This is a genomic window from Bradyrhizobium sp. U531 (assembly GCF_051710265.1).
Lineage (GTDB): Bacteria > Pseudomonadota > Alphaproteobacteria > Rhizobiales > Xanthobacteraceae > Bradyrhizobium.
The window spans coordinates 528,673-555,193 of sequence record NZ_JASVEN010000003.1 but is presented as its reverse complement, the minus strand read 5'-3'; the positions used below and the strand labels follow the sequence as shown (position 1 = coordinate 555,193).

23 protein-coding genes are annotated in these 26,521 nt (G+C 65.2%); 13 read left to right on the top strand and 10 right to left on the bottom strand.

All coding sequences use genetic code 11. The features are described from left to right. Positions 1 to 222: 222 nt before the first annotated feature. Genes QRQ56_RS18820 through QRQ56_RS18810 form a run of 3 tightly spaced genes read right to left on the bottom strand, consistent with a single transcriptional unit; the run spans position 223 to position 2,275 of the window. A complete protein-coding gene (locus tag QRQ56_RS18820) occupies positions 223 to 816 on the bottom strand; it encodes a GNAT family N-acetyltransferase (protein WP_438742119.1) in 594 nt (197 codons plus the stop codon). Next, positions 813 to 1,895 (bottom strand): PHA/PHB synthase family protein, encoded by a 1,083-nt coding sequence (locus QRQ56_RS18815; protein WP_438742117.1) that lies wholly within the window; start codon positions 1,893 to 1,895, stop codon positions 813 to 815. The genes QRQ56_RS18820 and QRQ56_RS18815 overlap by 4 nt, the downstream gene beginning before the upstream one ends. Further along, positions 1,892 to 2,275: a hypothetical protein gene (locus QRQ56_RS18810; RefSeq protein WP_438742116.1), complete on the bottom strand. Its 384-nt coding sequence runs from the start codon at positions 2,273 to 2,275 to the stop codon at positions 1,892 to 1,894. Before QRQ56_RS18810 ends, QRQ56_RS18815 begins: the two co-directional genes overlap by 4 nt. Before the next feature lie 168 nt (positions 2,276 to 2,443). On the opposite strand from QRQ56_RS18810, the gene QRQ56_RS18805 reads away from it, so the two are divergent. Then, the gene (locus QRQ56_RS18805; RefSeq protein ID WP_438742114.1) at positions 2,444 to 3,358 is read left to right on the top strand and encodes an alpha/beta fold hydrolase; all 915 of its coding nucleotides are present in this window, start codon (positions 2,444 to 2,446) and stop codon (positions 3,356 to 3,358) included. 9 nt (positions 3,359 to 3,367) lie between these two features. Here the strand turns inward: QRQ56_RS18805 and QRQ56_RS18800 are convergent, their stop codons facing one another. The 6 genes from QRQ56_RS18800 to QRQ56_RS18775 form a co-directional block, all read right to left on the bottom strand. Then, a complete protein-coding gene (locus tag QRQ56_RS18800; RefSeq protein WP_438742113.1) occupies positions 3,368 to 4,042 on the bottom strand; it encodes a spermidine synthase in 675 nt (224 codons plus the stop codon). A gap of 120 nt (positions 4,043 to 4,162) precedes the next feature. Then, a complete protein-coding gene (locus QRQ56_RS18795) occupies positions 4,163 to 7,399 on the bottom strand; it encodes a bifunctional cytochrome P450/NADPH--P450 reductase (RefSeq protein WP_438742111.1) in 3,237 nt (1,078 codons plus the stop codon). Between the two features lie 131 nt (positions 7,400 to 7,530). Further along, positions 7,531 to 8,526: an alpha/beta fold hydrolase gene (locus QRQ56_RS18790; RefSeq protein ID WP_438742109.1), complete on the bottom strand. Its 996-nt coding sequence runs from the start codon at positions 8,524 to 8,526 to the stop codon at positions 7,531 to 7,533. A gap of 10 nt (positions 8,527 to 8,536) precedes the next feature. Beyond that, positions 8,537 to 10,087: a wax ester/triacylglycerol synthase family O-acyltransferase gene (locus QRQ56_RS18785; RefSeq protein WP_438742107.1), complete on the bottom strand. Its 1,551-nt coding sequence runs from the start codon at positions 10,085 to 10,087 to the stop codon at positions 8,537 to 8,539. A 48-nt stretch (positions 10,088 to 10,135) separates the two neighbouring features. Beyond that, positions 10,136 to 10,936: an esterase/lipase family protein gene (locus QRQ56_RS18780; protein WP_438742106.1), complete on the bottom strand. Its 801-nt coding sequence runs from the start codon at positions 10,934 to 10,936 to the stop codon at positions 10,136 to 10,138. 2 nt (positions 10,937 to 10,938) lie between these two features. Beyond that, on the bottom strand, positions 10,939 to 11,196 hold the full coding sequence (locus QRQ56_RS18775; protein WP_028135213.1) for a DUF6489 family protein: 258 nt from the start codon (positions 11,194 to 11,196) through the stop codon (positions 10,939 to 10,941). Between the two features lie 303 nt (positions 11,197 to 11,499). Between QRQ56_RS18775 and QRQ56_RS18770 the strand changes: the two genes are divergently transcribed. From QRQ56_RS18770 to QRQ56_RS18715, 12 genes are all read left to right on the top strand, one after another. Continuing rightward, entirely contained in the window at positions 11,500 to 13,095 is a 1,596-nt protein-coding gene (locus tag QRQ56_RS18770; protein ID WP_438742103.1) for an ABC transporter substrate-binding protein, read from the top strand. A 105-nt stretch (positions 13,096 to 13,200) separates the two neighbouring features. Continuing rightward, positions 13,201 to 14,181 carry an ABC transporter permease gene (locus tag QRQ56_RS18765; RefSeq protein WP_438742101.1) on the top strand — a complete coding sequence of 327 codons (981 nt, stop codon included), beginning with the start codon at positions 13,201 to 13,203 and terminating at the stop codon, positions 14,179 to 14,181. 11 nt (positions 14,182 to 14,192) lie between these two features. Next, positions 14,193 to 15,164, top strand: coding sequence for an ABC transporter permease (locus QRQ56_RS18760; protein WP_438742100.1), 972 nt, complete (start codon positions 14,193 to 14,195; stop codon positions 15,162 to 15,164). Positions 15,165 to 15,207: 43 nt separating this feature from the next. Continuing rightward, entirely contained in the window at positions 15,208 to 16,194 is a 987-nt protein-coding gene (locus tag QRQ56_RS18755; protein WP_438742098.1) for an ABC transporter ATP-binding protein, read from the top strand. After that, positions 16,191 to 17,180, top strand: coding sequence for an ABC transporter ATP-binding protein (locus QRQ56_RS18750; RefSeq protein WP_438742096.1), 990 nt, complete (start codon positions 16,191 to 16,193; stop codon positions 17,178 to 17,180). Before QRQ56_RS18755 ends, QRQ56_RS18750 begins: the two co-directional genes overlap by 4 nt. 81 nt (positions 17,181 to 17,261) lie before the next feature. Then, positions 17,262 to 19,067 (top strand): gamma-glutamyltransferase family protein, encoded by a 1,806-nt coding sequence (locus tag QRQ56_RS18745; protein WP_438742094.1) that lies wholly within the window; start codon positions 17,262 to 17,264, stop codon positions 19,065 to 19,067. A gap of 10 nt (positions 19,068 to 19,077) precedes the next feature. After that, complete coding sequence (locus QRQ56_RS18740; RefSeq protein ID WP_438742093.1) at positions 19,078 to 19,788, top strand: DUF1028 domain-containing protein; 711 nt, start codon at positions 19,078 to 19,080, stop codon at positions 19,786 to 19,788. Further along, positions 19,785 to 20,774, top strand: a complete 990-nt coding sequence (locus QRQ56_RS18735) for an ABC transporter ATP-binding protein (RefSeq protein WP_438742092.1) — start codon at positions 19,785 to 19,787, stop codon at positions 20,772 to 20,774. Before QRQ56_RS18740 ends, QRQ56_RS18735 begins: the two co-directional genes overlap by 4 nt. A 175-nt stretch (positions 20,775 to 20,949) precedes the next feature. Then, complete coding sequence (locus QRQ56_RS18730) at positions 20,950 to 22,059, top strand: ABC transporter ATP-binding protein (protein ID WP_438742090.1); 1,110 nt, start codon at positions 20,950 to 20,952, stop codon at positions 22,057 to 22,059. 22 nt (positions 22,060 to 22,081) lie between these two features. Next, positions 22,082 to 23,590 carry an ABC transporter substrate-binding protein gene (locus tag QRQ56_RS18725; RefSeq protein WP_438742089.1) on the top strand — a complete coding sequence of 503 codons (1,509 nt, stop codon included), beginning with the start codon at positions 22,082 to 22,084 and terminating at the stop codon, positions 23,588 to 23,590. Positions 23,591 to 23,744: 154 nt separating this feature from the next. Next, on the top strand, positions 23,745 to 24,686 hold the full coding sequence (locus QRQ56_RS18720; RefSeq protein WP_438742087.1) for an ABC transporter permease: 942 nt from the start codon (positions 23,745 to 23,747) through the stop codon (positions 24,684 to 24,686). 3 nt (positions 24,687 to 24,689) lie between these two features. Continuing rightward, positions 24,690 to 25,574, top strand: a complete 885-nt coding sequence (locus QRQ56_RS18715) for an ABC transporter permease (protein ID WP_438742085.1) — start codon at positions 24,690 to 24,692, stop codon at positions 25,572 to 25,574. Positions 25,575 to 25,631: 57 nt separating this feature from the next. Here the strand turns inward: QRQ56_RS18715 and cnbZ are convergent, their stop codons facing one another. Further along, complete coding sequence (gene cnbZ, locus QRQ56_RS18710) at positions 25,632 to 26,378, bottom strand: 2-amino-5-chloromuconate deaminase CnbZ (protein WP_438742084.1); 747 nt, start codon at positions 26,376 to 26,378, stop codon at positions 25,632 to 25,634. Between the last annotated feature and the right edge of the window lie 143 nt (positions 26,379 to 26,521).

The window sequence follows — 26,521 nt, the reverse complement described above, 5'->3', positions numbered from 1 at the left end:
TTCTCTCCATCCTCATTGTTTTGAGCTATGGGCTCACCCCGTCCGCATTGGCCCGGGGCACGTCTTATATGGCATAGTTAATGGTGCGATGCAATATTCATATTGCACTGCGATATCACGAAATCGTGAGGATGGTTAAAAGACAGCCACCCGGTGCCTTATTACCCCCTCGCCTACTGTGCATGGGGTTGAGTTCCATTTTTTGAAATTCGCGGGGCGCCGCTAGTGCTGCACCGCCCCCGGCAGCCCATAGGCCTCCATCTGGGCCTGGACTTGCGCGATGTTGTGGCCGAGCACGACGATGTCATGGGTCTTGCCATCGACGTCGCGGACATGATCCCGCAACAGCGCCTCAGCCTTGAAACCGAGGCTCTCGAACAGGGCGATGGCCGATTGCTGGTCGACCGTCATCTGCACCGAGAGCTTTTCCAAGCCCGCGCCCAGCGCGAGCGCGAAGGTCTCCTGCGACAGCGCCCGCCCCACCCCCTTCCCGCGGACATCCAGCGAGACCACCATGCGGATCTCGCCGACATGGGGTGACCAGGAGTGGGGATCGCGCACCAGCGTGCCACAGCCCACGACCTTGCCGTCCCTGACCGCGAGCAGGCTCGTGATCGCGCCGCGCTCGATTTCCTTGACCCAGGCCGACAGCACTTTGGGCTCGCTGATATTGCGCGGCAGGAACAGCAAATCGTGGGTCGGCAGGCCCTTGCCGAAGGCGAGCACCGCGGCTTCGTCCGCGGGGGCCATCACGCGGATCTCGATGTCGCCGGCGTCGGTCTTGACGTGACGCGGATAGGAACGCTGCTCGCTCATGTCGATCTCTTCCCCAGCCAGGAATCCAGTTTCGGCCACAGCCGCTTGACGGCATTGGCGCCGGCGACCAGCGAGACGTGACCGCCCTTCAGCATCACTTCTTCCTTGTCCGTGGACCCGATCTTCGCGATCAGGTGCTTGGCGGCTTCATACGGCACGATGTGGTCGTGCTCGGCGACCGCATGCAGGATCGGCACCTTGATGTCCTCGAGCCTGGCCGCACGGCCGCCGACCGACATGGTGTCGTTGAACAGCTTGTTGTCCCACATCAGGTCCTTGGTGATACCGCGGAAATATTCGCCCGCGAGCGGCAGCGTGTCGGTCGCCCAGCGGTCGAACATCCGGTAGGACTTGACGAACTCGTCGTTCCAGATGTTTTCCCAGAGCTGGATCTGGCTCGCCGTGCGCGAGGCCGGGCGCAGCATCTCGAACGAGGACAGGATCATCTCCGGCGGCACGTTGCCGACGCTGTCGACGAGACGGTCGACGTCGAAATAACGGCGGTCGGAGAAATTCGAAAACAGTTTCATCTCGCGGAAGTCGATCGGCGTGGTGAAGCAGATCAGGTTCTTCATCGGCCCGTCCTTGTGGATCGAGCCATAGAGCAGCGACAGCACGCCCCCGAAGCAATAGCCGATGACGGAGACGTCCTGCTCGCCGGAATCGGCCTGCACGCGGCGGACGCAATCCGGAATGAAGTCGAGGACGTAGTCCTCCATCCGCAGACTCTTCTCCTCCGGCCGCGGCGCGCTCCAGTCGAGCATGTAGACGTCGTAACCGCGCTTGAGCAGGAACTCGATGAAGCTCTGGCCAGGGACGAGATCGAGGATGTAGCCGCGATTGGTGGTCGCCATCACGATCAGCACCGGCACGCGGTAGATCTCGTCCGACATCGGCCGGTAATGATAGAGACTCATCGTGCCGCGCGAATGCAGCACGTCCTTCGGCGTCGAGCCGAGCGAAGGACCCGAGGTCGAGAAATACTCGACACCCTTGATGCTACGCTGGATGGCGCGCTGCACCTCGGTCTGGATGCGCTCCGGAATGGAGGCGAGATCAAGTCCTGCCGGCGCGTTCATGTCTGCCCGCCGTTCTCGGAGGGCGGCTGCTTGGTCCGTGGCGGCCGCGGCGTCCCGTCGAAACCCTGCGAGATGCCTGAATGCGCCGCCATCTGGCTCAGCATCGACTTCATCTCGCCGATCTGGGCTTCGATCGACTGCAACCGCTCGGCCAGACTTGTGATCTGCTCGCGGCTCGGCAGGTTCATGGAGACCAGATACTTCTCCATGAGTTCGCCGAGCTGCTTCTGAGCACCTGCAGCAACTCCGCCCGCGCGGTTCATCGCTTGCGAAAACTGGGGCGACGACATCGCCTGGTTGGCGAAGGAGTTGAACCCCTTCTCCATCTCGCCCACCATCTTCTGCCACATGGCGACGGGGTCGTTGATCTTGTCGGTCATCGGCGTCCTCCTGCTATCGAGAGCTTCGATGCCCATTCTTTTCCCTCATACGACACCGTTGCGAGGGAGCGGTCAACCGGGAAGCGGCGGCTCGGTCTCGCGCACGGTTTCATTGCGAGGGGAAACCGTGCGATACAGTCTTCAGCCAAACGCTCAGGGAACACATCCGTGACCACCCATCAGCCGCCCCAGACCATCCGCGCCAACGGCATCGACATCTGCTACGAGATCTTCGGCAACGACAACGCCGAGCCGCTGCTGCTGATCATGGGGCTCGGGGCGCAGATGATCCACTGGGACGATGCGTTCTGCGAGCAGCTTGCCGCGCGCGGCTTCCGCGTGATCCGCTTCGACAACCGCGACATCGGCAAGTCCAGCCATCTGACAGGCGGCAAGCGCCTGACGCCGCTCGAGCTGCTGAAGTTGCGCTTCTTCAGGATTCCGGTCGCTGCGACCTACAAGCTGATCGACATGGCCAAGGACACGGTCGGGCTGATGGATGCGCTCGGCATCAAGTCGGCGCATCTCGTCGGGGCGTCCATGGGCGGCATGATCGCGCAGGAGGTGACGCTGTCGTTTCCGCACCGCGTCCGTTCGCTGACATCGATCATGTCGACCACAGGCAATCCGCGCGTTCCGCCGCCGACCCGCGAGGCCGCTGCGATGCTGATGGCCCCGCCGCCGCGCAGCAAAGAGGAGTACATCGTCCGTTACGGCCAGACCTGGAAGGTGCTGCGCGCCGGACATTTTCCGGAGGAAGAAGCGCTCGATCCCGAGCGCGCCGAGCGGGTGTTCGCGCGCGGCCTCAATCCCGCCGGCGTCGGCCGCCAGCTTCGCGCCGTGCTGGCCTCCGGCAGCCGCAAGGAGCGGCTGCACGCCGTGAAGGCGCCGACACTGGTCATACACGGCACCGTCGATCCGCTGGTGCGCCCCGAAGGCGGCAAGGACACGGCAGCGTCGATCCCGAACGCGAAGCTAATGATGATCGAGGGCATGGGCCACGCACTGCCGATGCGCTTCTGGCCGGAGATCATCGACGCCATCGATAAGCACGCGCATGGCGCGGCGGCCAAGGCCGCTTAAGAGTGCGGCCTAGGCCTTCTTCGCGAGCCAGATCACATGGCGCGCGCCGCCGCCTCTGCCGGTAGCGCGCACCGCGACTTCATTGACGTTGAGACCGGTGCGCTTGAGGCGCTTGGTGAAGGCATCATTAGGTCCCGATGACCAGACCGCAAGCACCCCGCCCGCCCGCAGCGCCGTCTTCGCTGCCTGCAACCCGCTCGCGCTGTAGAGCGCATCATTGCCCTTGCGGGTCAGCCCTTCCGGCCCATTGTCGACATCGAGGAGAATGGCGTCGAAGGCCGAGCTCTTGGCACGGATGACCTCGCCGACATCGACTTCCCGGATCTTCACCCTGACATCATCGAGGCTGTCGCCGAAAACCTCGGCCATCGGCCCGCGCGCCCAGGCGACCACGGCGGGCACCAATTCAGACACCACGATCTTCGCCTTGGGCCCCAGCACCGTGAGCGCAGCACGCAACGTAAAGCCCATGCCGAGGCCGCCGATCAGCATGATAGGCTTTGCAACCTTTTCGATCTGCTTCGCCGCCAGCGTCGCAAGCGCGGCCTCCGAGCCCGACAGGCGGTTGTTCATCAGCTCGTTGGTGCCGAGCTTGATGGAAAACTCCTTGCCCCGCCGCATCAGGCGGAGCTCTTCATCGGAGCCGGGTATCTTGGCGGTGTCGAGCTTTTCCCAGGGAATCATGGGGGGACGTTTAGCACGAATAATTCGTAGCCCGGGTGAGCGCAGCGACACCCGGGGCCCCTCGTACCGCGAATCCCGGATGTCGCTGCGCTCATCCGGGCTACGGGCGCGCGCCTTCGTCTACCCACCCGCCCAGACGTCGAGCACGTAGCGGTTCGTCGTGCCCATCTCCTCGATCCACCGCGCGCTGGCGGCGGCATCGCTGCCGCTTTTCTCGCGGTGGATGGCAACCAGCGCCGCCTTCACGTCTGGCTCCATCTTGCCGCCGTCGCCGCAGACATAGACGATCGCGCCCTGCTCGATCAGCGGCCAGACCTTGTCCTTCTGCGCGGCGAGGACGTGCTGCACGTAGGTCTTTGGTCCGTCGGCGCGCGAGAACGCCGTGAACAGCTCGGTGATGCCGCTTGCCGCCAGCGCCTTCAGCTCCTCCGCATAGAGAAAATCCTGGTCGGGATGGCGGCAGCCGAAAAACAGCATGGCCGGGCCGAGCGCGGCGCCCTTCGCCTTGCGTGCGGCGCGCTCCTGCAGGAAGCCGCGGAACGGGGCGAGGCCCGTGCCCGGGCCGATCATGATGATCGGCACCGAGGGATCGTCGGGAAGCCGGAAGCCGGCCTTGGTCTCGCGCACGGTGGCATAGACCGCATCGCCCACGCGCCGGTTGGCGAGATAATTCGAGCAGATGCCCTTGTAGGTGCCACGTCCGGAAGCGGCCGGCCCTTCGACCACGCCGACCGTGATGCTGCAGCGTGCAGGATCGACCGACGGCGAAGACGAGATCGAGTAATAGCGCGGTGCCAGCAGCGAGAGCATCTCCAGATAGACATGGAACGGCAGTTCGCAGGCGGGATATTCGAGCAGCAGGTCGAACACCGATTTGCGTCTGGCGAGAATCTCGCTGCGGTAACGTTCGAGCGGCTCCGTCTCCTCGCCGACATAGGCCAGCAGCTTCGGCTTGGTGACGGGGCAGCGAGTGTGCTCGGCCATGATCTGGATCTGCTTGCGCGTCGCGACCTGCTGCAGCTCGACGAACTCGCTGAGCAGACGGCCGACCGAGACGGCATCTCCCACCGGCAATTGCGCGCGGCGGCCTTCCGTGACCCGAAGCCTGATCTGGTCAGCCGGCAGGAAGCCGAAGCGGCGGGCGACCGAATCCACCAGCGTCGGATCGTTGCGTGGAACGACGCTGAGGTGATCGCCGACGCGATAGCTGACATTGGCCGGCAGCTGCACCTCGATATGGCGCGTCGAGCGGTCCGACGGATTGGGTCCCGCCTTGTTCTGGAGCTCGTCGTTGGCCAGCACCTTCATCGCCACCGCGCCGCCCTGGGCCACGATGGTGTTGACCGCGGTCACCGCGACCGGCTCGATCGCGTAGAGCGGATCGTCCTCGGCGGTGCGGGTGAAATTCCAGTCGACACCGAATTCCTTGGTCGCGACTTGCGCTGCGGCCGGGAACCATTTCTGGAACTGGCCGTCGAGATCGCTGCGCGCATCGCCCTCGCCGCGCGGATAAACCGCGCGCGCGCCATGGGCCGACAATTGCTCGTCGATCAGGCGCGGCACCGATTGATAGGTCGCGGCCCAGTCGCTGTTGCCGCAGCCGAACACGGCATAGCGCACCCCGGCAAAGGCATCCTTCGGCAACTCGCCGCCGAGCCATTTGACGAACTGCGTCGCGTTGTCGGGCGGCGCGCCGTTATAGGAGGCGCAGATGATCAGCACGCCGCCCTCCTGCGGCAGCTTGCCGACGTAATCGTCGAGCGGGCCGAGATGCACGGCAAAGCCGTTGATCTCTGCAAGGTCCGCCATGCGCGTCGCGAGCTCTTCCGCCGTGCCGAGATTGGAGCCGTACAGCACCAGCATCGGCGTGTTGTGGCCGGGCCGCGCCGTCGGTTGGCGCGGCGCCTTCGGCGACGAAGCCACGGCCGCGGTCGGGCCGCCATAGGCACCCCGCTCGCGATCGGCGCGCGGACGCACCCTGATCTTGAAGCCCTCCGGCTTCATCGTCAGCGTCTCCTTCAGGTGCATCTGGTAGCGCTGGTGGTCGATCAGCTTGAAGCGCTGCAGGATCATGCCGAGCGCGAGCGCGGCCTCATGCATGGCAAAGCCGCGGCCGATGCAGGCGCGCTGGCCGTTGCCGAACGGCTTCCAGGCATTGATCGGCCGCTTGGCCTCGGCTTCCTTGCTGAAATTCTCGGGATCGAACGCGTCGGGGTTAGGTCCCCACACCGAGGGATCGCGGTGCAGCGCCGTCACCAGGATGGTGATGAAGGTGCCCTTCCGGAGCTTGTACTTGCCGCCACCGATGGTCTCGTCGGCAAGCGGCGAGATGCCATAGGCCGGCGCCGGCGGCCACAGCCGCAGCGCCTCTTTCAAGATCTGCGTGATGTAGGTGAGCTGCGTCACCTGCTGGTAGGTCGGCTTGGCGTTGACGTCGGGCCCGAAGACGCGATCGACCTCCTCATAGGCCTTCTTCAGGATCTCCGGGTGCTTGAGCAGCGCATAAAGCGTGTAGGACAACAGGCCGCTGGTGGTCTCGTGGCCCGCGATCAGGAAGGTGTTGATCTGGTAACGGATGTTGACGTCGTCGAGCTGCTCGCCTGTCGAGCGGTCGACGCCGGTCATCATCGCGGCCAGCATGTCCTTCTTGTCGTCGATCGCGTCCGCATTCTTGCGGCGCTCGGCGATGATCTCGTCGACCATCTTGTTCATGAAGGCGACGTCTTCGCCCATGGTCTTGCGCCGCTTCTGCATCCAGACCTGCTCGAACGGCAGGCCGCGCGTCATCATGATGGTTTCGAGCGAGCGCACCAGCGACTCGACGAAGGGATGGTAGTCGCGCCGGTAGAACGAATTGAAGCGGTATTCGAAGCCGCACAGGCCGATCGTGTCCAGCGTCAGCGCGGTCATGTCATGGACGACGTCGATCTCGTCGTCGGCGTTGAGCCGCTCCCATTTCTGGACGAGCTGCTCGGCGATGTCGACCATGCTCGGATGGTAGGACTGCATCGCGCGGTTGCCGAACGGCTGCAGCAGGATGTTGTGCGCCTTGCTCCAGTTCGGCTCGCGTGTGTCAGCCGTGAACAGCCCGTCGCCGCCGACCGCACGCACGCGCCGCAGCGCGCCGCGCACCGTCTTGTCGAAGCGCTTCTCGTCGGACAGCTCGTCGACGAGGTCGTGGCCGGAAACGACCACGATCGGCGAACCCATCATGTCGAGCCAGAAGATCGGACCGAGCTCCTTGGCAAGCCGCGTCAGATGCTGCACGGGAGCGGCCGAATCCAGCGATAGCATGTTGCCGACCACAGGCTTGGTCGGCGGTTGCGGGATCGGGTCCAGTCGGTTCTTGGATGACATCGAAAGTGCTTCCCCCTGATCGCGTCATTCCGGGGCGATGCGCAGCATCGAACCCGGAATCTCGAGGTTCCGGGTCTGGTCCTTTGGACCATCCCGGAACGACGTCTAAACTCACATCGCCGACTGAGCCGTCAGCCAAACCGCCTTCTACGCCATTCGATCAGCTTGGCGCTGACCTCTTCCGGCTTCTCCTGCTGCGTCCAATGGCCGCTATCCTTCACCAGGTATTTCTCGAGATCTTCGATCAGCTTCTCCATGCCGTCGGCCGCCGAGGGCGGCAGCACCGCATCGTTCTCCGCCATGATCATCAGCGACGGCACATGGATGTGATGATCCAGCCCCTTCGCGCGCTCCCAATTGCGGGTGAAGTTGCGGTACCAGTTGATGCCGCCGGTGAAGCCGGTCTTGCTGAACGTGTCGACGAACACTTTCTTCTCGTCGGCCGACAGGATCGGCGTGCGCGGATCGACCTTGGCATCGTAGGCCGCGATCATCTGCGGGAACGCCAGATTGGTTTTCGACGAAGCGCCGACACCTGCGATCGGCGGCTCCTCCGCCTTTGCCGGCGGCCGCGCCAGCGGCTTGCGCATGAAGGCATCAAATGTCTGCTCGACCCGGCTGCCGAATATCCTGTCGGGCTCGCGCGCGGGATCCTGGAACTGGACGATGTACATCTGGTCGCCGTAGCGCTGGCGGAACAGCGCGATGGGGTCAATCGGCGCGCGGTCCCAATGCGGGGTGTTGACGCCAACAACGCCGGCGACGCGCGTGGGATGCCGCAGCGGCATCTGCCAGACGACGAAACCACCCCAATCGTGACCGACGAAGATCGCCTTGTCGATTTTCAGATGATCGAGCAGACCGACGAGATCACCGGTCAGATGCTCCATGTCGTAGGCTTCGACCGGCTCCGGCCGGTCGGTTGCGCCATAGCCGCGCTGGTCCGGGGCAATGACCCGGATGCCGGCCTCGCTCAGCGCCTTGATCTGATGGCGCCAGGAGAAGGCGAGCTCCGGCCAGCCATGGCACAGCACCACCGGCGGCTTGTCGGTGACCGGGCCCGCCTCGTAATAGCCCATGCGGATTCCGTTCGTCTGCGCGAACTCGAGCGGCGGCATTTCAATCATTGCAATAGTCCTATTCGGCGGCGCCCTTGATGTCGGCCGCCGGTGGCGCATAGGCCGCTTCCAGTGCGGCGAACTCTTCCGGCAGCATGTCGCACATCACCTGCACATGCGGAATGATGTTGGCGCCGACGATGAAGCCGAAATCGAGCTGGTCGCGATAGCTCTGCACGGTGATATTGAGCGCCTGCCCGTGCGTCGAGATCGAGACCGGGAAGATGTGCAACAATTCGGCACCGGCGGCGTAGAGCGTCTGCCGCGGCCCGGGCACGTTGGACACCGTGATGTTCGCGGCCGGAGGCAGCACGTCCGAGAGGTTCGAGCGGCTGTAGAGCAAGGCCAGGATCTGCACCATGATCGGCGCGCCCAGCATCGAGATGTTGGAGACCTGGGGCATCAGCGCGCGCAAGGGATGCGACATCTCCTTGGACTTGGTCGATTGCGCGATGATGGCCTCCAGCCGCGCCTTGGGATCGTCGATGTTGGTCGCGATCGCGCAGATCATGCCGAACACCTGGTTGTTGGCCTCGGTGTTGCCTTCCTCGCGAAGCGAGATCGGCACGGCCGCAGTCAGCGATTTCGCCGGCAGCGTGCTATATTGCTGCAGGTAGCGCCGAACCACGCCGGAGGCGAGCGCCAGCACGACGTCGTTGAGCTTGCCGCCGGCGAGCTTCGCCAGCGCCTTCGCGCGCGACAGCGAGATCGACACGCCGGCGAAGCTGCGTTCCGACGATATGGTCTTGTTGAGCATGGTCGGCGGCGACACCATGCTGGCGAGGCTCTCGCGCGACTTGGGATCGGAGACCTTGCCGAGCACCTCCGACACGCTCTTGACCATGGTCGGGATATTGCCCGCGAAGCGCACCGCACTCTCGATCTGGTACATCGCGTTGTCGAACAGGATCGAGCCGATGTCGCTCTTGCCGGTGCGCGGCAGCTGCAGGTTCTGCGCGGCCTTGCCGGCGTCGAGCGGCTGGTTGAACAGCTGCTGGTAGGAATCCAGCAGGTTCGCGGCGATGTCGCGCGGCTCCTGTCCGGGCTTGCTGCCTGCCGCCGGCGGATCGACCTTCCGCGGGATCGGCGAGATATCGTAGATCATGTTGGTCAGCGCCGCGCCGGCACCGCCGTCGATGGCGGCATGGTGCATCTTGGAATAGAGCCCGACCTCGTTGTCCTTCATGCCCTCGAACACGTAGAATTCCCAGAGCGGGCGGGCGCGGTTCAACAGCTTGGCGTGCATCCAGCCGACGATGCGCTCGAGCGTGGCGCGGTCGCGCGGCTGCGGCAGGCTGGCGCGGAAGATGTGGCGGTCGATGTCGAACTGATCGTCCTCGACCCAGGAGGGATGATCGATGTCGAGCGGCGCCTTCTCCAGCCGCGCTTTCAGGATCGGCGCGATATGCAGGCGCGAGACGATCATCGCCTTGAAGTCTTCGAAGAAGTCGCCCTTGTAGTCGTCGGGCAGGCGAAAGATCGCCATGCTGCCGACATGCATCGGCATCTCCGGCGTTTCCAGATAGAGAAATGATGCGTCCAGCGACGACAGCTTCTTACCGTCAGCCATAGTTCCCTCCGCTACTTATTTGACGGGCGCCTTTGCCGGCGCTTCTCGTCAGGCCGATATTGCCTGCTCCGGCGGGGCATATGCAATGGCAAACGGCCCTGCCCGGTCAAATGGCGAGAACTCCCCTTCCGGTTGCGCCAGCCGGTCCGCAACGGCCCATAGCGCCGCGGGGTTCACCCCGAGCCCGATATGGCTCGCCAGGAGCACCTCGATGTTCTCGGCCCGATCGGAGGGACGGAGCAGGCAGGTCCGCCAGTTCACGACGCCGTCGGCACGCGAGTAGATCGACGTCGCCGGCACGGGCAGATCGCCGGCGATTGCCTCGCGCGCCTCTGCGAGATCCTCGACCCGCTCGCCGGACAGCGCCTCGTAGAGCCGCGTGGCGTTGGTCGCTCGCACGTCGTTGGCAAACGGGCTGCCGAGCGTGATGACATAGCGAACCATATCGGGCGCCCAAAGCGCGAGATCGCGGGCATAGACGCCGCCGAGGCTCCATCCGACGAGGCTGACCTTGCGCCCGCTTGCGCGATGGATCTCGGCAAGACGGGTGCGCAGGGCGTCCCGCATCCGCCCAAGCCCGCCGAGATTGCGGCCCATCCGCCAGGCCTGCGCCTCATAACCGAGTTCGCTGAGATAGCGGCGCATCGGCGCCATCGAGAGGTCGCTGGCGAGGAAGCCCGGCAGCGCAAGTACCGGATGGCCGTCGCCCCTCGGCGCCCGCATCAGGATAGGCGATAGCAGCAGGCTCGCATTGAGCTCGAACAAGCCGCGGGCCTCGGCGAGCAGCATGCCGAGCCCCGGCGGACGAAGCCGGCCTGCCTCCTCGGTGCCATCCGGCCCGGGCGACACTGTTATTTCTTCTTGTCGCTGCTGCGTGTGCCGCCGAGGCCGGCCATGGTGACGAACATGTCCTGGAAGCGCTCGGCGATCTTCGGGTCGAAGGTAAACCAGCTCTGGATCAACGATTCCGGCGAGACCTTCTCGATGTTGCTCAGCACCTGCTGCTGCAACTTGTCCATCACCGCCGTTTGCATCGGTCCCACGTCGGGCAGACCGAAGAACTGGCGGGCCTCGAGAGGGGTGCAGTCGATTTCGATATTAACTTTCATGTCCCCTCCGGATGAGATTCGAGCGGCCCGGCTGAGTATCGCCGCGAGTTGTGGTGCGACGCAAGCGACCTGATGCGGGCGCGATGCGGGCCGTCCCGCAATCGGCCGATATGGTCAACCAAAGTCGAAAGGGGCGTTCTTCCCATGCCGGGCGGCACGGTCAGCATTGCTGCACAGCGGCGCAACTTGGCGCGTTCCTTGCTGGAATGGCGCTTGCACCGGTCGAGAACTCTGGGCAACATGGATCAATCAGCTCGCCGAACAAGCAAAAATCATCGGCAGGGCACGTGGAGAGGGTCAAGAATGTCAGTCGGTCGAAGTCTGTTTGCGGCGACGCTCGCCGGTACGCTTGCGTTGACGATCACGCCGGCGTCCAGCCAGACGCTACGTTATGCCAACCAGGGTGACCTTAAGTCCCTCGACCCCTATACGCTCAACGAGAGCACGACCCACGCCCATCTCGGTCACGTCTATCAAGGCCTCACCGCGCGCGACAAGGACCTCAAGATCATTCCGGCGCTGGCAGAAAGCTGGGAAACTCCGGAGCCGACGCGCTGGCGCTTCCATTTGCGCAAGGGCGTGAAATTCCACAACGGCGACCCCTTCACCGCGGACGACGTGCTGTTTTCGGCCGATCGCGTCCGCAAGAAGGGGTCCAATATGCAGACCCGCCTCGCGCCCGACATCAAGGTCGTAAAGGTCGACGACTACACCGTCGACTTCGTGCTGCCCTCGCCTAATCCCATCCTGCATAACTCGTGGGATGTCTGGTACATCATGGACAAGAAGTGGGCCGAGGCGAACAACGTCGTCGATCCGACGCCGGTTGCGGCGACAACGCCGAGCTATGCCTCGCTCCACGAGAACGGCACCGGTCCCTTCATCATCGAAAGCCATCAGCCTGGCGTGAAGACGGTGTTCAAGGCCAACCCCGATTACTGGGGCAAGATGGAAGGCAATCTGAAGGAGATCGTGTTCACCCCGATCGCCTCCGACGCCACCCGCGTCGCCGCGCTGCTTTCGGGCGAAGTCGATGTCATCGAGCCGGTGCCGATCCAGGACATCTCCCGCGTCGATTCCAGCCCGAACGCCCAGGTGCTGAAGGGGGCGGAGCTGCGCACCATCTTCATCGGCTTCGACCAGACCCGCGACGAGCTGCTCTATTCCAACATCAAGGGCAAGAACCCGTTCAAGGACGCCCGTGTCCGCGAGGCCTTCTACAAGGCGATCGACATCGAGCTGATCAAGACGCGCGTGATGCGCGGGCTGTCGACGCCCTCCGCCCTGATGATCGCGCCGGAACTGTTCGCCCTCTCCAAGGAGTTCACGCGGCCGAAATTCGATCCTGACGGCGCCAAGAAGCTGCTGACCGAGGCGGGCTACCCCGAAGGCTTCGAAGTCACGATGGATTGCCCGAACGATCGTTACGTCAACGACGCCGCGATCTGCCAGGCTGTCGTCGGCATGCTTGCCCGCATCGGCGTCAAGATCAATCTTCTGGCGCAGCCGAAGGCGCAGTACTTCGCCAAGGTGCTCAAGCAAGGCGGCTACCAGACCTCGTTCTACCTCCTGGGCTGGACGCCGAGCACGATGGACTCCCACAACGTGCTCTATGACATCATGGGCTGCCGCGACGATGCGAAATCCTCACGCGGCGAAGCCAATCTCGGCGGCTATTGCAACAAGGAGTTCGACGCCATCACCGACAAGGTGCTGGTCGAAACCGACACCGCCAAGCGCAACCAGCTGATCAAGCAGGCTTACGACGTCAGCATCAAGGACTGGGCCTACATTCCGCTGCACCAGCAGGCGCTGGCCTGGGGCGTATCGAAGAAGGTCAACCTGCCGCAGCGCGCGGACAACCTGGTCATGTTCCACTGGGCGACCAAGAAGGAATAGCGTCAGTTGAACACGAGGTCCCGGCAGCGTAAGGCTTCCGGGACCTTTCCTTTTTCCGGCTGACAAAGTCGTCGGCCGCACGCACACCCAAGGATAGTGGAAGGCATGCTCGCTTTCACTCTTCGCCGCGCCGTTCAGGCCATCGGCGTCATGTTCGCCGTCGGCATCATCGCCTTCTCGATGTTCCGTTTCGCCGGCGATCCCGTCAATCAGATCGTCTCGATCGACACGTCGGCGGCCGAGCGCGAAATCGTGCGCAAGTCGCTCGGCCTCGACGACCCCGTGCCGGTGCAGTTCATGCGCTATTTCGCCGATGCCGCGCAGTTCAAGTTCGGCGTCTCCTACCAGTTCCGCCAGCCGGTCTCGACGCTGTTGATGGAGCGCATGCCCGCCACGCTGGAGCTGGCGATCTGCGCCACCGTATTCGCGATGGTGTTCGGCATCCTGATGGGCGTCTATTCGGCGCTCAGGCGCGACACCATGCTGACCAAGTTATTGCAAGCGGTATCTCTTGTCGGCATCTCGCTGCCGACTTTCCTGATCGGCATCCTGCTGATCTATCTGTTCGCCGTGACCCTGGGCTGGTTGCCCTCGTTCGGCCGTGGCGAGGTCGTCAAGCTCGGCTGGTGGAGCACCGGCCTGCTCACGCTGTCGGGACTGAAGGCGTTGATCATGCCCTCGATCACGCTCGGCCTGTTCCAGATGACCCTGATCATGCGGCTGGTGCGCGCCGAGATGCTGGAAGTGCTGCGAACCGACTACATCCGCTTTGCCCGGGCCCGCGGGCTCACCACGCGCGCCATCCATTTCGGGCACGCACTGAAGAACACCTTGATTCCCGTCATTACGGTGGCCGGACTGCAGTTTGGCTCGGTTATTGCATTTTCGATCATCACCGAGACCGTGTTCCAATGGCCGGGCATGGGACTTCTGTTCGTGCAGGCGGTGCAAAACGTCGATATCCCGATCATGGCCGCCTATTTGCTGATGGTTTCGCTGATCTTCGTCACCATCAATCTGGTGGTCGACATCCTCTACACCGTGGTCGATCCGCGCCTGCGCGCGACCGTCGGCCGCGCCACATAAGGCAATTCTGCATGTCCGACGCAGTCGCCTCCAATCCCGAGAAGCCGAGCACGCCGCCCGCGCATGCCGGCCGCAGCTGGCTGAGCCGCGCGCTCGACAGCGACATCTTCTATTCGTTCCGCCGCTCCAAGCTGACCATGGTGGCGGCGGCCATCACTGTGCTGTTCTTCCTGCTCGCGATCTTTGCGTCCGCGCTCGCGGTGCAGAACCCGTTCGATCCCGCACAGCTGCAGTTGATGAACTCGCGCATCTCGCCGCTATGGACCGCCGACGGCCAGAGCCCGTTCCTGCTCGGCACCGACGAGCAGGGCCGCGATGTGTTCTCCGCCATCCTCTACGGCATGCGCATCTCGCTCGCCGTCGGCGTCGCGGGCGTGATCTTCGCCGGTGCGCTCGGCATCGCACTCGGCCTGATCGCCGGCTATTTCGGCGGCGCGGTCGATGGCGTCATCATGCGGATCGCCGACGTCCAGCTCACCTTCCCCGCCATTCTGATCGCGCTGCTGGTCAACGGCATCGCCAAGTCGATCTTCGGCAACCGGCTGGACGCCACCAGCATGCTGGTGGTGCTGGTGATCTCGATCGGCCTGAGTTTCTGGGTCGGCTATGCCCGCACGGTGCGCGGCTCCGTGATGGTCGAGAAGAACAAGGACTACGTGGCCGCCGCCCAGTTGATCGGCCTGCCCGCGCCCAAGATCATGCTGCGGCACGTGCTGCCCAACACGATGGGTCCGATCCTGGTGATCGCCACCATCAACCTTGCGCTCGCCATCATCACCGAGGCGACGCTGTCCTTCCTCGGCGTCGGCCTGCCCGACACGATGCCCTCGCTGGGCACCTTGATCCGCATCGGCAACAACTATCTGTTCGCCGGCGAATGGTGGATCGTCGCCTTCCCCGGCTTGGCGCTCGCCGGCTTGATCCTGTCGATCAATCTGCTCGGCGACTGGCTGCGCGACGCGCTCAACCCGAAACTCCGATAAGCAGCATTTCGATGAGCAATCCCTTGATGAATACGCCTCGCTCATGACCGACCCCATCCTCTCCGTTCGCAACCTTCAGGTGGAGTTCGCCTCCCGCCGCGGCACGCTGCGCGCCATCGACGGCGTCTCGTTCGACATCGCCAAGGGCGAGGTGCTGGGTGTGGTCGGCGAATCCGGCGCCGGCAAGTCCGTCACCGGCCTTGCCGTGATCGGCCTGATTGATCCGCCCGGCCGCATCGCCGGTGGCGAGATCCGTCTCGCCGGCCAGCGCATCGACAATCTGCCGCCCGAGGAGATGCGCCGCATCCGTGGCAAGCGCATCGGAATGATCTTCCAGGACCCTCTCACCTCGCTCAATCCGCTCTATCGGGTCGGCGACCAGATCGTCGAGACCATCAGGACCCACCTGGACCTCTCCGAATCCGCCGCCCGCCGCCGTGCCATCGACCTGCTCGCCGAGGTCGGCATTCCCGCACCGGAAAAGCGCATCGACGGCTATCCGCACGAGTTCTCCGGCGGCATGCGCCAGCGCGTCGTGATCGCGCTCGCGATCTGCGCCGAACCCGAGCTGATCATCGCGGACGAGCCGACCACCGCGCTCGACGTCTCCGTGCAGGCGCAGATCATCTCGCTGATCAAGCGGCTCGGCCGCGACCATGGCACCGCCGTGATGCTGGTGACGCACGACATGGGCGTGATCGCGGAGACCTCGGACCGGGTCGCGGTGATGTATGCCGGCCGTGTCGCCGAGATCGGTCCGGTCCAGGATGTCGTCAGAAATCCGCTGCATCCCTACGCCAAGGGCCTGATGGGCGCGATCCCGACTCTGGCCGGCGAGGACAAGCGCCTCCAGCAGATTCCCGGCTCCATGCCGCGTCTCTCGGCGATCCCGCGCGGCTGCTCGTTCAATCCGCGCTGCGCTCTCGCCTTCGACCGCTGCCGGGTCGAGCGGCCGGAGCCCCTGCCCCGCGGCGCACAATCGGTCGCCTGCCATCTCTATGACAACGTGACGGCGGAGAGTGCGGCATGAGCACGCCCTTCGTCCAGGCGACCAATCTGCGCCGCGTGTTCGACGTCTCGAAGCCCTGGCTGAACCGTGTGCTCGAGGGCGGGCACCTCGAATATCTCAAGGCCGTCGACCACGTTACGTTCGACATCAGGAAGGGCGAGACGTTCGCGCTCGTCGGAGAGTCCGGCTCCGGCAAGACCACGGTCGCGCGAATGGTCGTGGGGCTGCTGCCGCCGAGCGCCGGCGACGTCTTGATCGACGGCGTCTCGATGACCGATCCGCGGCAGGCGCCGGCGCGCCGCAGACTGCGCCGCCGCATCCAGATGATCTTCCAGGATCCCTATGCGAGCCTGAACCCGCGCTTCCGCGTCGATGCCATCATCTCCGAGCCGATCCGCGCGTTCGACCTGATCCAGGGTGAACGCGACATCCAGGCCCGCGTCGGCGAGCTGCTCAGCCTGGTCGGCCTGCATCCTGACGACCGCCTGAAGTTTCCGCACGAATTCTCGGGCGGCCAGCGCCAGCGCATCGCGATCGCCCGGGCGCTCGCCTCGGATGCCGAGTTCATCGTCTGCGACGAGCCGACCTCGGCGCTCGACGTCTCGGTGCAGGCGCAGATCCTGAACCTGATGCGCGACCTCCAGGACAAGTTCGGCCTGACCTACATGTTCATCAGCCACAACCTCGCCGTGGTCCGTCACATGGCGAGCCGCGTCGGCGTGATGTATCTCGGCCGCATCGTCGAGATCGCGGAGGGACGCGAGCTGTTCGCCAATCCGCGCATGCCCTACACCAAGATGCTGCTGGGCGCCGTGCCTGATCTCGCCATGAGCGGCCGCCAGCGCATCCCGGTGAAGGGCGAGATCCCGAATCCGATCAATCCGCCCCCCGGCTGCGCCTTCAATCCGCGCTGTCCGTTGGCGTTCGATCTCTGCCGCAAGGAAACTCCGGAATTGATCGACGGCGTCGCCTGCCACGCAGTTAACACCGCGCCGGTCCCGGCGTGACGCGCGCGTGCCATGCAGCCTGCGCATTTGGCGGCGGCCGGCCGCTGTGATCAATTGCGCGCGCCGCAAGTGAGGTAACCCATGGCCAGCAACGTCAATCCCGATCCGTTCACGACGCGTCCCGAGATCGAGGGCACCTTCGGGGTCGTCGCCACCACGCACTGGATCGCGACCGCCGTCGGCATGGCCATCCTGGAAAAGGGCGGCAACGCCTTCGACGCCGGCGTCGCCACCGCCTTCACGCTCCAGGTGGTCGAGCCGCATCTGAACGGCCCCGGCGGCGACGTGCCCGTCATCGTCCATGACGTAAAGCGCGGCCGCACCGAGGTGATCTGCGGCCAGGGCCCGGCCCCGGCGCGCGCCACCATCGCGCATTACAAGAGCGAAGGCCTCGACATGGTGCCCGGCACCGGCCTGCTCGCGGCCTGCGTGCCCGGCACCTTCGAATCCTGGATGATGCTGCTGCGCGATTACGGCACCATGCGCGTGCGCGACGTGCTGGAGCCCGCGATCTCCTACGCCCGCGACGGCTACCCGCTGGTCGAGCGCGCCTGCGCGACGATCCAGACCGTCGAGCAATTGTTCCGCAAGCACTGGCCGACCTCCGCGGCCGTCTACCTGCCGAACGGCGAGGTGCCGAAGCCAGGCACGCTCTTCACCAACAAGACGCTGGCTGCGACCTACACCCGCATCCTGAACGAGGCAGAGAGCGGTGGCGGCGGCCGCGATGCCGAGATCGAGCGTGCACGAAAGGCCTGGTCGCAAGGCTTCGTCGCGGAAGCCATCGACAAGTTCTGCCGGACCCAGGAGGTGATGGACGTCAGCGGCTCGCCGCATCGCGGCGTGCTCTCCGCCGACGACATGGCGCGCTGGCAGCCGACGATCGAGGCGCCGCTCACCTACGATTATGGTCGCTATACCGTCTGCAAGGCCGGCGTATGGAGCCAGGGCCCAGTGACGCTGCAGCAACTGGCGCTGCTGAAGGGCTTTGCGCTCGACGGACTCGACCCGACCGGGCCGGAGTTCATCCATCTCCAGATCGAATGCGCCAAGCTCGCCTTCGCCGATCGCGAGAAGTTCTACGGCGATCCAAAATTCAGCGAGATCCCGATCGCGACGCTGCTGTCGGATACCTATAATGACGAGCGCCGCAAGCTCGTCACCGACAAGGCCTCGCTCGATCTCCGACCGGGCACGGTCGAGGGCCTCGGCGGCGTGGTCAAGCTTCGCCGAGCGGAAGGCCAACGCGAGGCCGTTGGCGCCCTCGGCGCCGGTGAACCAACCGTGGGGCGCTTCGGCGAGGTGCGCGGCGACACCGTGCATTTCGACATCATCGACAAGGCCGGCAACATGGTGTCGTCGACGCCATCAGGAGGCTGGCTGCAATCTTCGCCTGTTATTCCCGAGCTGGGTTTCTGCCTCGGCAGCCGGGCACAGATGTTCGATCTGGAGGAGAACCAGCCGAGCTCGCTCGCGCCCGGCAAACGCCCGCGCACGACGCTGTCGCCGACCATGGCGCTGCGCGACGGCGAACCTTACCTCGCCTGGGGCTCGCCCGGCGGCGATCAGCAGGACCAGTGGATCACGCAGTTCTTCCTGCGCCACGTCCATTGCAATCTCAATCTCCAGGAAGCGATCGACGCGCCAGCCTGGCACTCCGAGCATTTCCCGATCTCGTTTTGGCCGCGCACCGCGCGGCCCGGCGTGCTCGTGGTCGAGAACCGCGTGCCCAAGGCGACGATTGAGAATCTGCGCGAGCGCGGGCACATCGTCGAAATCGGCCCCGACTGGTCGGAGGGCCGCCTCACCGCGGCCTCACGCGTCGGTGTCCGCCGCCGCGCGGCCGCCAATCCGCGCGGCATGCAGGGCTACGCCGCGGGACGGTGATAGGCAGCACATGACCTGGTCGATCATCGCGCGAGATCCTGCCACCGGCCAGTTCGGCATCGCGGTCGCGACCCGGTTCTTCGCCGTCGGCGCGCGCGTGCCCTATATCGCCGCCGGTCTCGGCGCCATCGCGACGCAGGCTTTCGTCAATCCCTATTACGGCATCGACGGGGTCAAGCTTCTGCGCGAGGGTCTCAACGCGCACGACGTGCTCGCCGCGCTGCTCGCTACTGACGACGGCCGCGAGAGCCGGCAGCTCCACATCATGGATGCGAGCGGCGAGATCGCCGCCCATACCGGGCGCGACTGCGTCGACTGGTGCGGGCACATGGCGGGCAGCGGCTTTTCGATTGCAGGCAACATGCTTGCCGGCGCCGACGTCCTCGACGAGACCGCAAAAACCTATATCGCCAACGACAGCCTGCCCTTCCCGCGCCGCCTGCTCGCGGCGATGCGCGCAGGGGAAGCTGCCGGCGGCGACAAGCGTGGCAAGCAGTCCGCGGCGCTGCTGATCCATGGCGAGGAGGAATGGCCGGCGCTGGACATTCGCGCCGACGATCATCCCGATCCGCTCGGTGAGCTCGAACGGCTCGAACAGGTCAGCCAGGAGCTCTGGGTTCACTTCCGGCCCTCCATGCCGACGCGGCAGAACCCGGCCGGCAACACCGATCGCAGTGTCATCGACGCCAGCATTCAAGCAGCGCGCGCAAGGCGGTCATGAGCGCGAGCCCCCTCATCGAGATCAGGGGCCTGCGCATCCGTTTCCACGGTGACGACGGCCGCATCACCCACGCGGTCGACAGCGTCGATCTCAGCGTCGCCAATGGGGCGACGCTCGGCCTCGTCGGCGAATCCGGCTGCGGCAAGAGCGTGACCTCGCTGGCCATCATGGGCTTGTTGCCGAAACAAAGCGCGGAGATTTCGGGGGCGATCCGCTTCGACGGGCTCGATCTCCTGCAGACCCCGGACCAGACCCTGCGCGACCTCCGCGGTAACCGGCTCGCCATGATCTTCCAGGAGCCGATGACCTCGCTCAATCCGAGCTTCACGATCGGCGACCAGATCATCGAGACGATCCTGCGCCATCGCGGCGGCGCGCGCAAACGCGCGCGCGACCGGGCGATCGAGCTGCTGCGCCGCGTACATATCCCCTCCCCCGAGCGGCGCATCGACGAATATCCGCACAAGCTCTCCGGCGGCATGCGCCAGCGCGTGATGATCGCGATGGCGCTGGCTTGCGACCCGCGCCTCTTGATCGCGGACGAGCCGACCACGGCGCTCGACGTCACCCTGCAGGCGCAGATCCTGGAATTGATGCGCGAGCTGAAGGCCGCGAGCGGCGCCGCCATCATCCTGATCACCCACGATCTCGGCGTCGTCGCCGAGGTCTGCGACGAGGTCGCGGTGATGTATGCCGGCGAGATCGTCGAGCGTGCAGCCGTCGACGAGCTGTTCTCCGCCCCGCAGCACCCCTACACGGTCGGCCTGCTCGGCTCGATCCCGCGGCTCGACCACCGCGCCGAACAACTCGCGACGATCGAAGGCATGGTGCCGAACATGGCTCAGCCGCCGGCCGGCTGCCGCTTCGCGGCGCGCTGCCCGTTCGTGCTGGATGCCTGCACCAAAGCGCCACCGCCATTGGCCGAAGTCATTCCCGGCCACCTCTCGCGCTGCATCCGCGCCCCGCTCGAACGCCTGGTGTCGTGATGGCCACGCTCTCTCCTCTCGTGCCCCGGGCGCGGTGCAGCACAAGCGAAGCGCCGTGGTGCTCCGCTGAACCGGGGCCGATGTGGCGGCAGTCTGGATCCCGGTTCAGCAGCGCAACACTTCGTGTTGCGCCGCGCCCGGGACACGAGGCCGGTATGCTTGGAGACGGCCAACAATGACCGCGCTCCTCAAGGTCGATGGCCTGGTCAAGCATTTCGTCGCCGAGCGCTCGCTGTTCGGCCGACCGCTGGCCCATGTGAAGGCGGTCGATGGCGTTTCCTTCTCGCTCGACGCCGGCAAGACGCTGGCGCTGGTGGGAGAATCCGGCTGCGGCAAGTCCACAATCAGCCGCCTGGTGCTACGCCTGATCGAGCCGGACGCCGGCACGGTGCGCTTCGAAGGCCGCGACTTGCTCGCGCTGGATGCCCTCAGCCTGCGAAAATTCCGCCGCGAGGCGCAGATCATCTTTCAGGACCCCTACGCCTCGCTCAATCCGCGCATGACGGTCGGCCAGATCCTGACCGAGCCGCTGGCCCTGCATGATCTGGTGCCGCCGGCCCAGCGACGCGCCCGCGTTGCGGAAATCCTGCGACTGGTCGGGCTGGAGCCGCGGCTGGCGCGGCGCTACCCGCATGAATTCTCCGGCGGCCAGCGCCAGCGCATTGCCATAGCCCGCGCACTCGCGGTCGAGCCGAAGCTGATCATCTGCGACGAGCCGGTCTCGGCGCTCGACGTCTCGATCCGCGCGCAGATCCTCAATCTGCTGCGCGAGCTGCAAGACCGGCTCGGCCTCGCCTACATCTTCGTCTCGCACGACCTCGCCGTGGTCAAGCACATCGCCGACCACGTCGCGGTGATGAATCTCGGCCAGATCGTCGAGACGGCGGAGGCGGATGCGCTGTTCGCTTCACCGCGTCACCCCTATAGCCGCGCGCTGTTGTCGGCGATCCCGTTGCCGCAACCCAAGGCAAAACGAACGACCGTCCTGCTCGAGGGCGAAATCCCGAGCGCGCTCAATCCGCCCGCCGGCTGCCGCTTCCATACCCGTTGCCCGTTCGTGATCGAGCGCTGCCGCAACGAGGCACCCGCGCTCCTGGCCGACGGCACCGGCCACGCCACCGCCTGTCATCGCACGGCCGAACTGCCGTCCGCCGACGCCATTCTACCGACCGCCGGCGGGTTCTCGCCGGTGCTCGCAAAATTGGTCGCGGCCTTCAGCCGAAAGACGGAAGGCGGGAGCCCCGCCGGGGTTGGTATACTGGGCAACGCGTCCACAACGAAATAGCCGAAGCAATGGGGATTGTCCGATGAAGATGTTTCGCCTGGCCGCAACGGTCGCCGCCGTCCTGTTGTCGATCGGAGCCGCGCAAGGCCAGACCACCTTGCGCATCGGCCTCGCCGAGGATCCCGACATCCTCGATCCCACGATGGCCCGCACCTATGTCGGCCGCATCGTGTTCTCGGCCTTCTGCGACAAGCTGTTCGACATCGACGAGAAGCTCAACATCGTGCCGCAGCTCGCGCTGGGAAGCGAGACCGCCGACGACGGCAAGGCCCTGGTCATCAAGCTGCGGCCCGGCGTAAAATTCCACGACGGCGAGCCGTTCGATGCCGAAGCCGCAAAGTTCTCTCTGGAGCGGCACCTCACCTTCCCCGGCTCCTTCCGAAAGCCGGAGCTCGCCTCGGTCGATCACATCGAGGTCGTCGATCCCCTCACAGTCAAGCTGGTGCTGAAATCGCCGTTCTCGCCGCTCTTGGCTCAGCTCACCGACCGCGCCGGTATGATGGTTTCGCCGAAAGCGGCAAAGGAAGCCGGCGACAAGTTCGGACTGCGCCCGGTCTGCGCCGGCCCCTACAAATTCGTCGAGCGCGTGCAGCAGGACCGCATCGTGTTCGAGAAGTTCGCCGACTATTGGAACAAGGACAACGTCTTCATCGACAAGATCGTGTTCCAGCCGATCGTCGACGCCACCGTGCGGCTCGCCAATCTGAAGTCCGGCGGCCTAGACCTGATCGAGCGCGTGCTCGCCACAGATCTGAAGGACGTGCGTGCCGACTCGCGGCTGAAGGTCGCAACCGCCATCGAGCTCGGCTATCAGGGCATCACCCTCAACATCGGCAAGGACAAGGCCAAGGGCCCGCTGAGCCAGTCTGCCAAGGTCCGGCAGGCGCTCGACCTCGCCATCGACCGCGAGGCCCTCAACCAGGTCGTGTTCAACGGCGAGTTCCAGGTCGGCAATCAATGGGTCAATCCTGACCATCCCTACTATCAGAAATCGCTTCCGGTCCGTCCCCGCGACGTGGCCAAGGCCAAGGCTCTGTTGAAGGAGGCCGGCGTGACGCCGCCGGTCAGCGTTGACTTCCTTGTACCCAAGGGCGCGGAGACCGAAACGCCGGCGCAGGTGATCCAGTCGATGGCAGCGGAAGCCGGCTTCGACATGAAGATCCGCGTCACCGAATTCGCAACCGGACTGAAGCAGGCCGAAGCCGGGGACTACCAGGCCTACATGCTCGCCTGGAGCGGCCGCGTCGACCCCGACGGCAACACCTTCGTGTTCCTGCATAGCGGCGCGCCGCAGAACTACGGCGCTTGGAACAACCCGCAGGCCGACAAGGCGCTGGAGGATGCCCGGCTGGTGACCGATCCCGCCAAGCGCAAGGCCAGCTATGAGACGCTCGCCAAGCTGGTCCAGGAAGAGGAGCCGCTGCTCTACCTCTATCACCGCCGCATCATCATCGCTCACACGACCAAGCTCGAAGGCTACAAGCAGATGCCCGACGGCCTCGTCCGCGTGATCGGGCTAAAGCTGAAGTGAGGAGCCCGGCGATGCACGCGTGTCCCGGACGCGGCGCAGCGCGCGAGCGCTGCACCGCAGAGCCGGGACCCAGAGCCGCACATGGGACTCCATGGGTCCCGGTTCAGCAGCGCAACATTGCATGTTGCGCTGCGCCCGGGACACGGGAGCTCCCATGCTGAACTTCCTCGCCCGCCGTCTTGTGCAGATCGTGCCGACGCTGTTCTTCGTCTCGGTCCTGATCTTCTCGCTGCAGCAATTGCTGCCGGGCGATCCCGCGCTGGTGATGGCGGGCGAAGAGCGCGATCCGGCCGTGATCGAGCAGATCCGGCACCAGTACCGGCTCGATCAACCCGTGCCGGTGCAATACGCCTACTGGATCAAGGGCGTGCTCTCGGGCGATTTCGGCGAGTCGCTGCGCAACAAGATGCCGGTGCGCGAGTTGATCGCGCAGAAGCTGCCGGTGACGCTGCAGCTCGGCTCGATGGCGATCGTGATCGCGTTCCTGATCGGCATCCCCGCCGGCATCGTCGCTGCCGTGAAGAAAGGCTCTGCCTGGGACTATGGCGCGAACCTGTTTGCGCTGTGGGGCATCTCGACGCCGAACTTCTGGCTCGGGATCATGCTGATCTTCCTGTTCTCGATCGAGCTCGGCTGGCTGCCGGCGTCAGGCTACGTGCCGCTCACCGAGAACTGGCGCGCGAGCCTGGCTGCCACCATCATGCCGGCTTTCGTGCTCGGCAATGCGATTGCCGCGGTGCTGATGCGGCACACGCGCAGCGCCATGCTGCAGGTGCTGGAAAGCGACTATGTCCGCACCGCGCGCGCCAAGGGGCTGCTGGAGCGCTCCGTGATCCTCAAGCACGCCATGCGCAATGCGCTGACACCGGTGATCACGCTCGGCGCGCTCGAGCTCGGCACGCTGTTGTCCGGCGCCGTCCTAACCGAGCAGATCTTCTCCATTCCCGGCTTCGGCAAGCTGATCGTGGATGCCGTGTTCAACCGCGATTATGCCGTAGTTCAGGGCGTAGTCCTGGTGACGGCCACGGTCTACATCACGCTGAATCTCGTGGCCGACATTGCCTATATCCTCGTCAATCCCAGGCTTCGGGGCTGATCCATGACCGACGCCGCGCTGCCGAGCCCCCTCACGCAAGCCGACGAGCTGGACAGCCCGGCCCGCCGTGCGCGCCGGCGGCTATTCAAGCGCAAGGCGGCGGTGTTCGGGCTCATCGTGCTCACGCTGTTCATCGTTCTTGCCGTGCTCGCCCCGCTCATCGTGCCCTATGATCCCATCGCGACGAGCTGGAGCCTGGTGCGCAAGCCGCCGACCTCGGCACATTGGCTCGGCACCGACGAGCTCGGCCGCGACATTCTCAGCCGGGTCGTCTACGGCGCGCGCGCCTCGCTGCTCGCGGGCCTCATCTCGGTTGCGATCGCGCTCGGCATCGGCGTGCCGCTCGGTCTTCTCGCCGGCTATCGCGGAGGCTTCGTCGATGCGCTGATCAGCCGGATCACGGACGCGATGCTGGCTTGCCCGTTCCTGATCCTGGCGATCGCGCTGGCGGCGTTCCTGGGCCCAAGCCTCGGCAACGCCATGATCGCGATCGGCATCTCGGCAACGCCGATCTTCATCCGCCTGACCCGCGGCCAGGTGCTCGTCGTCAAGGCCGAGGACTACGTCGAGGCGGCGCGCGCGCTTGGCAATCCGCCGTGGCGGATCGCACTCTCGCATATCCTGCCGAACATCCTGCCCGCGCTGCTGGTGCAGGCGACACTCTCGATCGCGGCCGCCATTATCGCCGAGGCGGCATTGTCTTTCCTCGGCCTCGGCCAGCAGCCGCCGGCACCATCCTGGGGCAGCATGCTCAACGCCGCGCAACGCTTCCTGACGCAGGCCCCCTGGATGGCGATCTGGCCGGGCTTAGCGATCTTCCTCGTGGTGCTGTCGCTGAACCTGCTCGGTGACGGCCTGCGCGACGCGCTCGACCCGAGGCAGCGGTAAAGTAAACCGTGGCAGCCACCTTCACCGCTCCCCGTCGGGGAGAGATGAAGGACCGCTCTAGATCACCGCTTCCCGCATCACGCGGCGGCAATCCATTTCATATTCGAGATCGACCACCGGCGGCCGGGCGAAATGCCAGGTCAGGCCGGAGCGCAGGGCGCCGCGGCGGACCAACTCGTCGACCAGCGCATGGTGGAAGTCGTGCACGGAATAGGCCTGTACGCCGGTCGTGTCCTTCCAGCCGAAGCCGAAGGCGGCCAGACGGCTTTCCATCTGCGAGGTGGTCGTGAAACGCACCTTCTCGCGCAGCCCTTCCGGGCTGAGATCGCGGTAGCGCACGGTTCGCTCGACATAGGTGCCGCTGCCCTCGCGCGCCTCGGCGCCGCCTGCGATGACGAAGCTCGGCGCCTTCGACCGCGTCGGGCGCGTAAACGAGAAGGCGTAGAACGACGGCTCGGACGGCGGTTCGATCTCGGGACAGACATTGCTGCGCGCGACCGGATTTGTGGTGCCGTCGAAGATGCCCCATTCGGACAGGGTCTTCACATAGTGCAGATTGAACGCGCGAAAGCCTTCCTCGCTGAACGCCGCAGGCGAACGCAGCTCGCATGCGCAGAACGCCGTCAGCGGGCGGCCCGCCTCCTGAATGAACCTTGCAGCGAGCGCAAAGCCTTCCGCCAGCGGCACCAGACGGTCGAAACGGACCCGTTCGATCTCGTAGCCGTCATCCGCGGCGGCACCCGCCGAGTATTGAAATACAGAGGGAATGAACCGGTAATTGCCGGCAGAGAACTCACGGATCATGACGAACTCCTATTCAAGCTGCATGCGGATGCCTTTGGCGCCGTTGAGCAGGCGCTTCCGGCCACGAACAGCGCGACATATCTGGTGAACAGCCGGGTCCTGATCCCCCGCCCCGCAGCCACGCCGGAGGCAGCGTCGGCCGG

Bases quoted from the DNA above. Each gene is read 5' to 3' on its own strand.
- QRQ56_RS18785 (WP_438742107.1), bottom strand. From the start codon at position 10,087: ATGGCTGACGGTAAGAAGCTGTCGTCGCTGGACGCATCATTTCTCTAT.
- QRQ56_RS18795 (WP_438742111.1), bottom strand. From the start codon at position 7,399: ATGTCATCCAAGAACCGACTGGACCCGATCCCGCAACCGCCGACCAAG.
- QRQ56_RS18770 (WP_438742103.1), top strand. From the start codon at position 11,500: ATGTCAGTCGGTCGAAGTCTGTTTGCGGCGACGCTCGCCGGTACGCTT.
- QRQ56_RS18735 (WP_438742092.1), top strand. From the start codon at position 19,785: ATGAGCGCGAGCCCCCTCATCGAGATCAGGGGCCTGCGCATCCGTTTC.
- QRQ56_RS18715 (WP_438742085.1), top strand. From the start codon at position 24,690: ATGACCGACGCCGCGCTGCCGAGCCCCCTCACGCAAGCCGACGAGCTG.
- QRQ56_RS18775 (WP_028135213.1), bottom strand. From the start codon at position 11,196: ATGAAAGTTAATATCGAAATCGACTGCACCCCTCTCGAGGCCCGCCAG.
- QRQ56_RS18810 (WP_438742116.1), bottom strand. From the start codon at position 2,275: ATGACCGACAAGATCAACGACCCCGTCGCCATGTGGCAGAAGATGGTG.
- QRQ56_RS18765 (WP_438742101.1), top strand. From the start codon at position 13,201: ATGCTCGCTTTCACTCTTCGCCGCGCCGTTCAGGCCATCGGCGTCATG.
- QRQ56_RS18820 (WP_438742119.1), bottom strand. From the start codon at position 816: ATGAGCGAGCAGCGTTCCTATCCGCGTCACGTCAAGACCGACGCCGGC.
- QRQ56_RS18800 (WP_438742113.1), bottom strand. From the start codon at position 4,042: ATGATTCCCTGGGAAAAGCTCGACACCGCCAAGATACCCGGCTCCGAT.
- QRQ56_RS18760 (WP_438742100.1), top strand. From the start codon at position 14,193: ATGTCCGACGCAGTCGCCTCCAATCCCGAGAAGCCGAGCACGCCGCCC.
- QRQ56_RS18745 (WP_438742094.1), top strand. From the start codon at position 17,262: ATGGCCAGCAACGTCAATCCCGATCCGTTCACGACGCGTCCCGAGATC.
- QRQ56_RS18720 (WP_438742087.1), top strand. From the start codon at position 23,745: ATGCTGAACTTCCTCGCCCGCCGTCTTGTGCAGATCGTGCCGACGCTG.
- QRQ56_RS18740 (WP_438742093.1), top strand. From the start codon at position 19,078: ATGACCTGGTCGATCATCGCGCGAGATCCTGCCACCGGCCAGTTCGGC.
- QRQ56_RS18725 (WP_438742089.1), top strand. From the start codon at position 22,082: ATGAAGATGTTTCGCCTGGCCGCAACGGTCGCCGCCGTCCTGTTGTCG.
- QRQ56_RS18790 (WP_438742109.1), bottom strand. From the start codon at position 8,526: ATGATTGAAATGCCGCCGCTCGAGTTCGCGCAGACGAACGGAATCCGC.
- QRQ56_RS18750 (WP_438742096.1), top strand. From the start codon at position 16,191: ATGAGCACGCCCTTCGTCCAGGCGACCAATCTGCGCCGCGTGTTCGAC.
- QRQ56_RS18755 (WP_438742098.1), top strand. From the start codon at position 15,208: ATGACCGACCCCATCCTCTCCGTTCGCAACCTTCAGGTGGAGTTCGCC.
- QRQ56_RS18730 (WP_438742090.1), top strand. From the start codon at position 20,950: ATGACCGCGCTCCTCAAGGTCGATGGCCTGGTCAAGCATTTCGTCGCC.
- QRQ56_RS18815 (WP_438742117.1), bottom strand. From the start codon at position 1,895: ATGAACGCGCCGGCAGGACTTGATCTCGCCTCCATTCCGGAGCGCATC.
- cnbZ (WP_438742084.1), bottom strand. From the start codon at position 26,378: ATGATCCGTGAGTTCTCTGCCGGCAATTACCGGTTCATTCCCTCTGTA.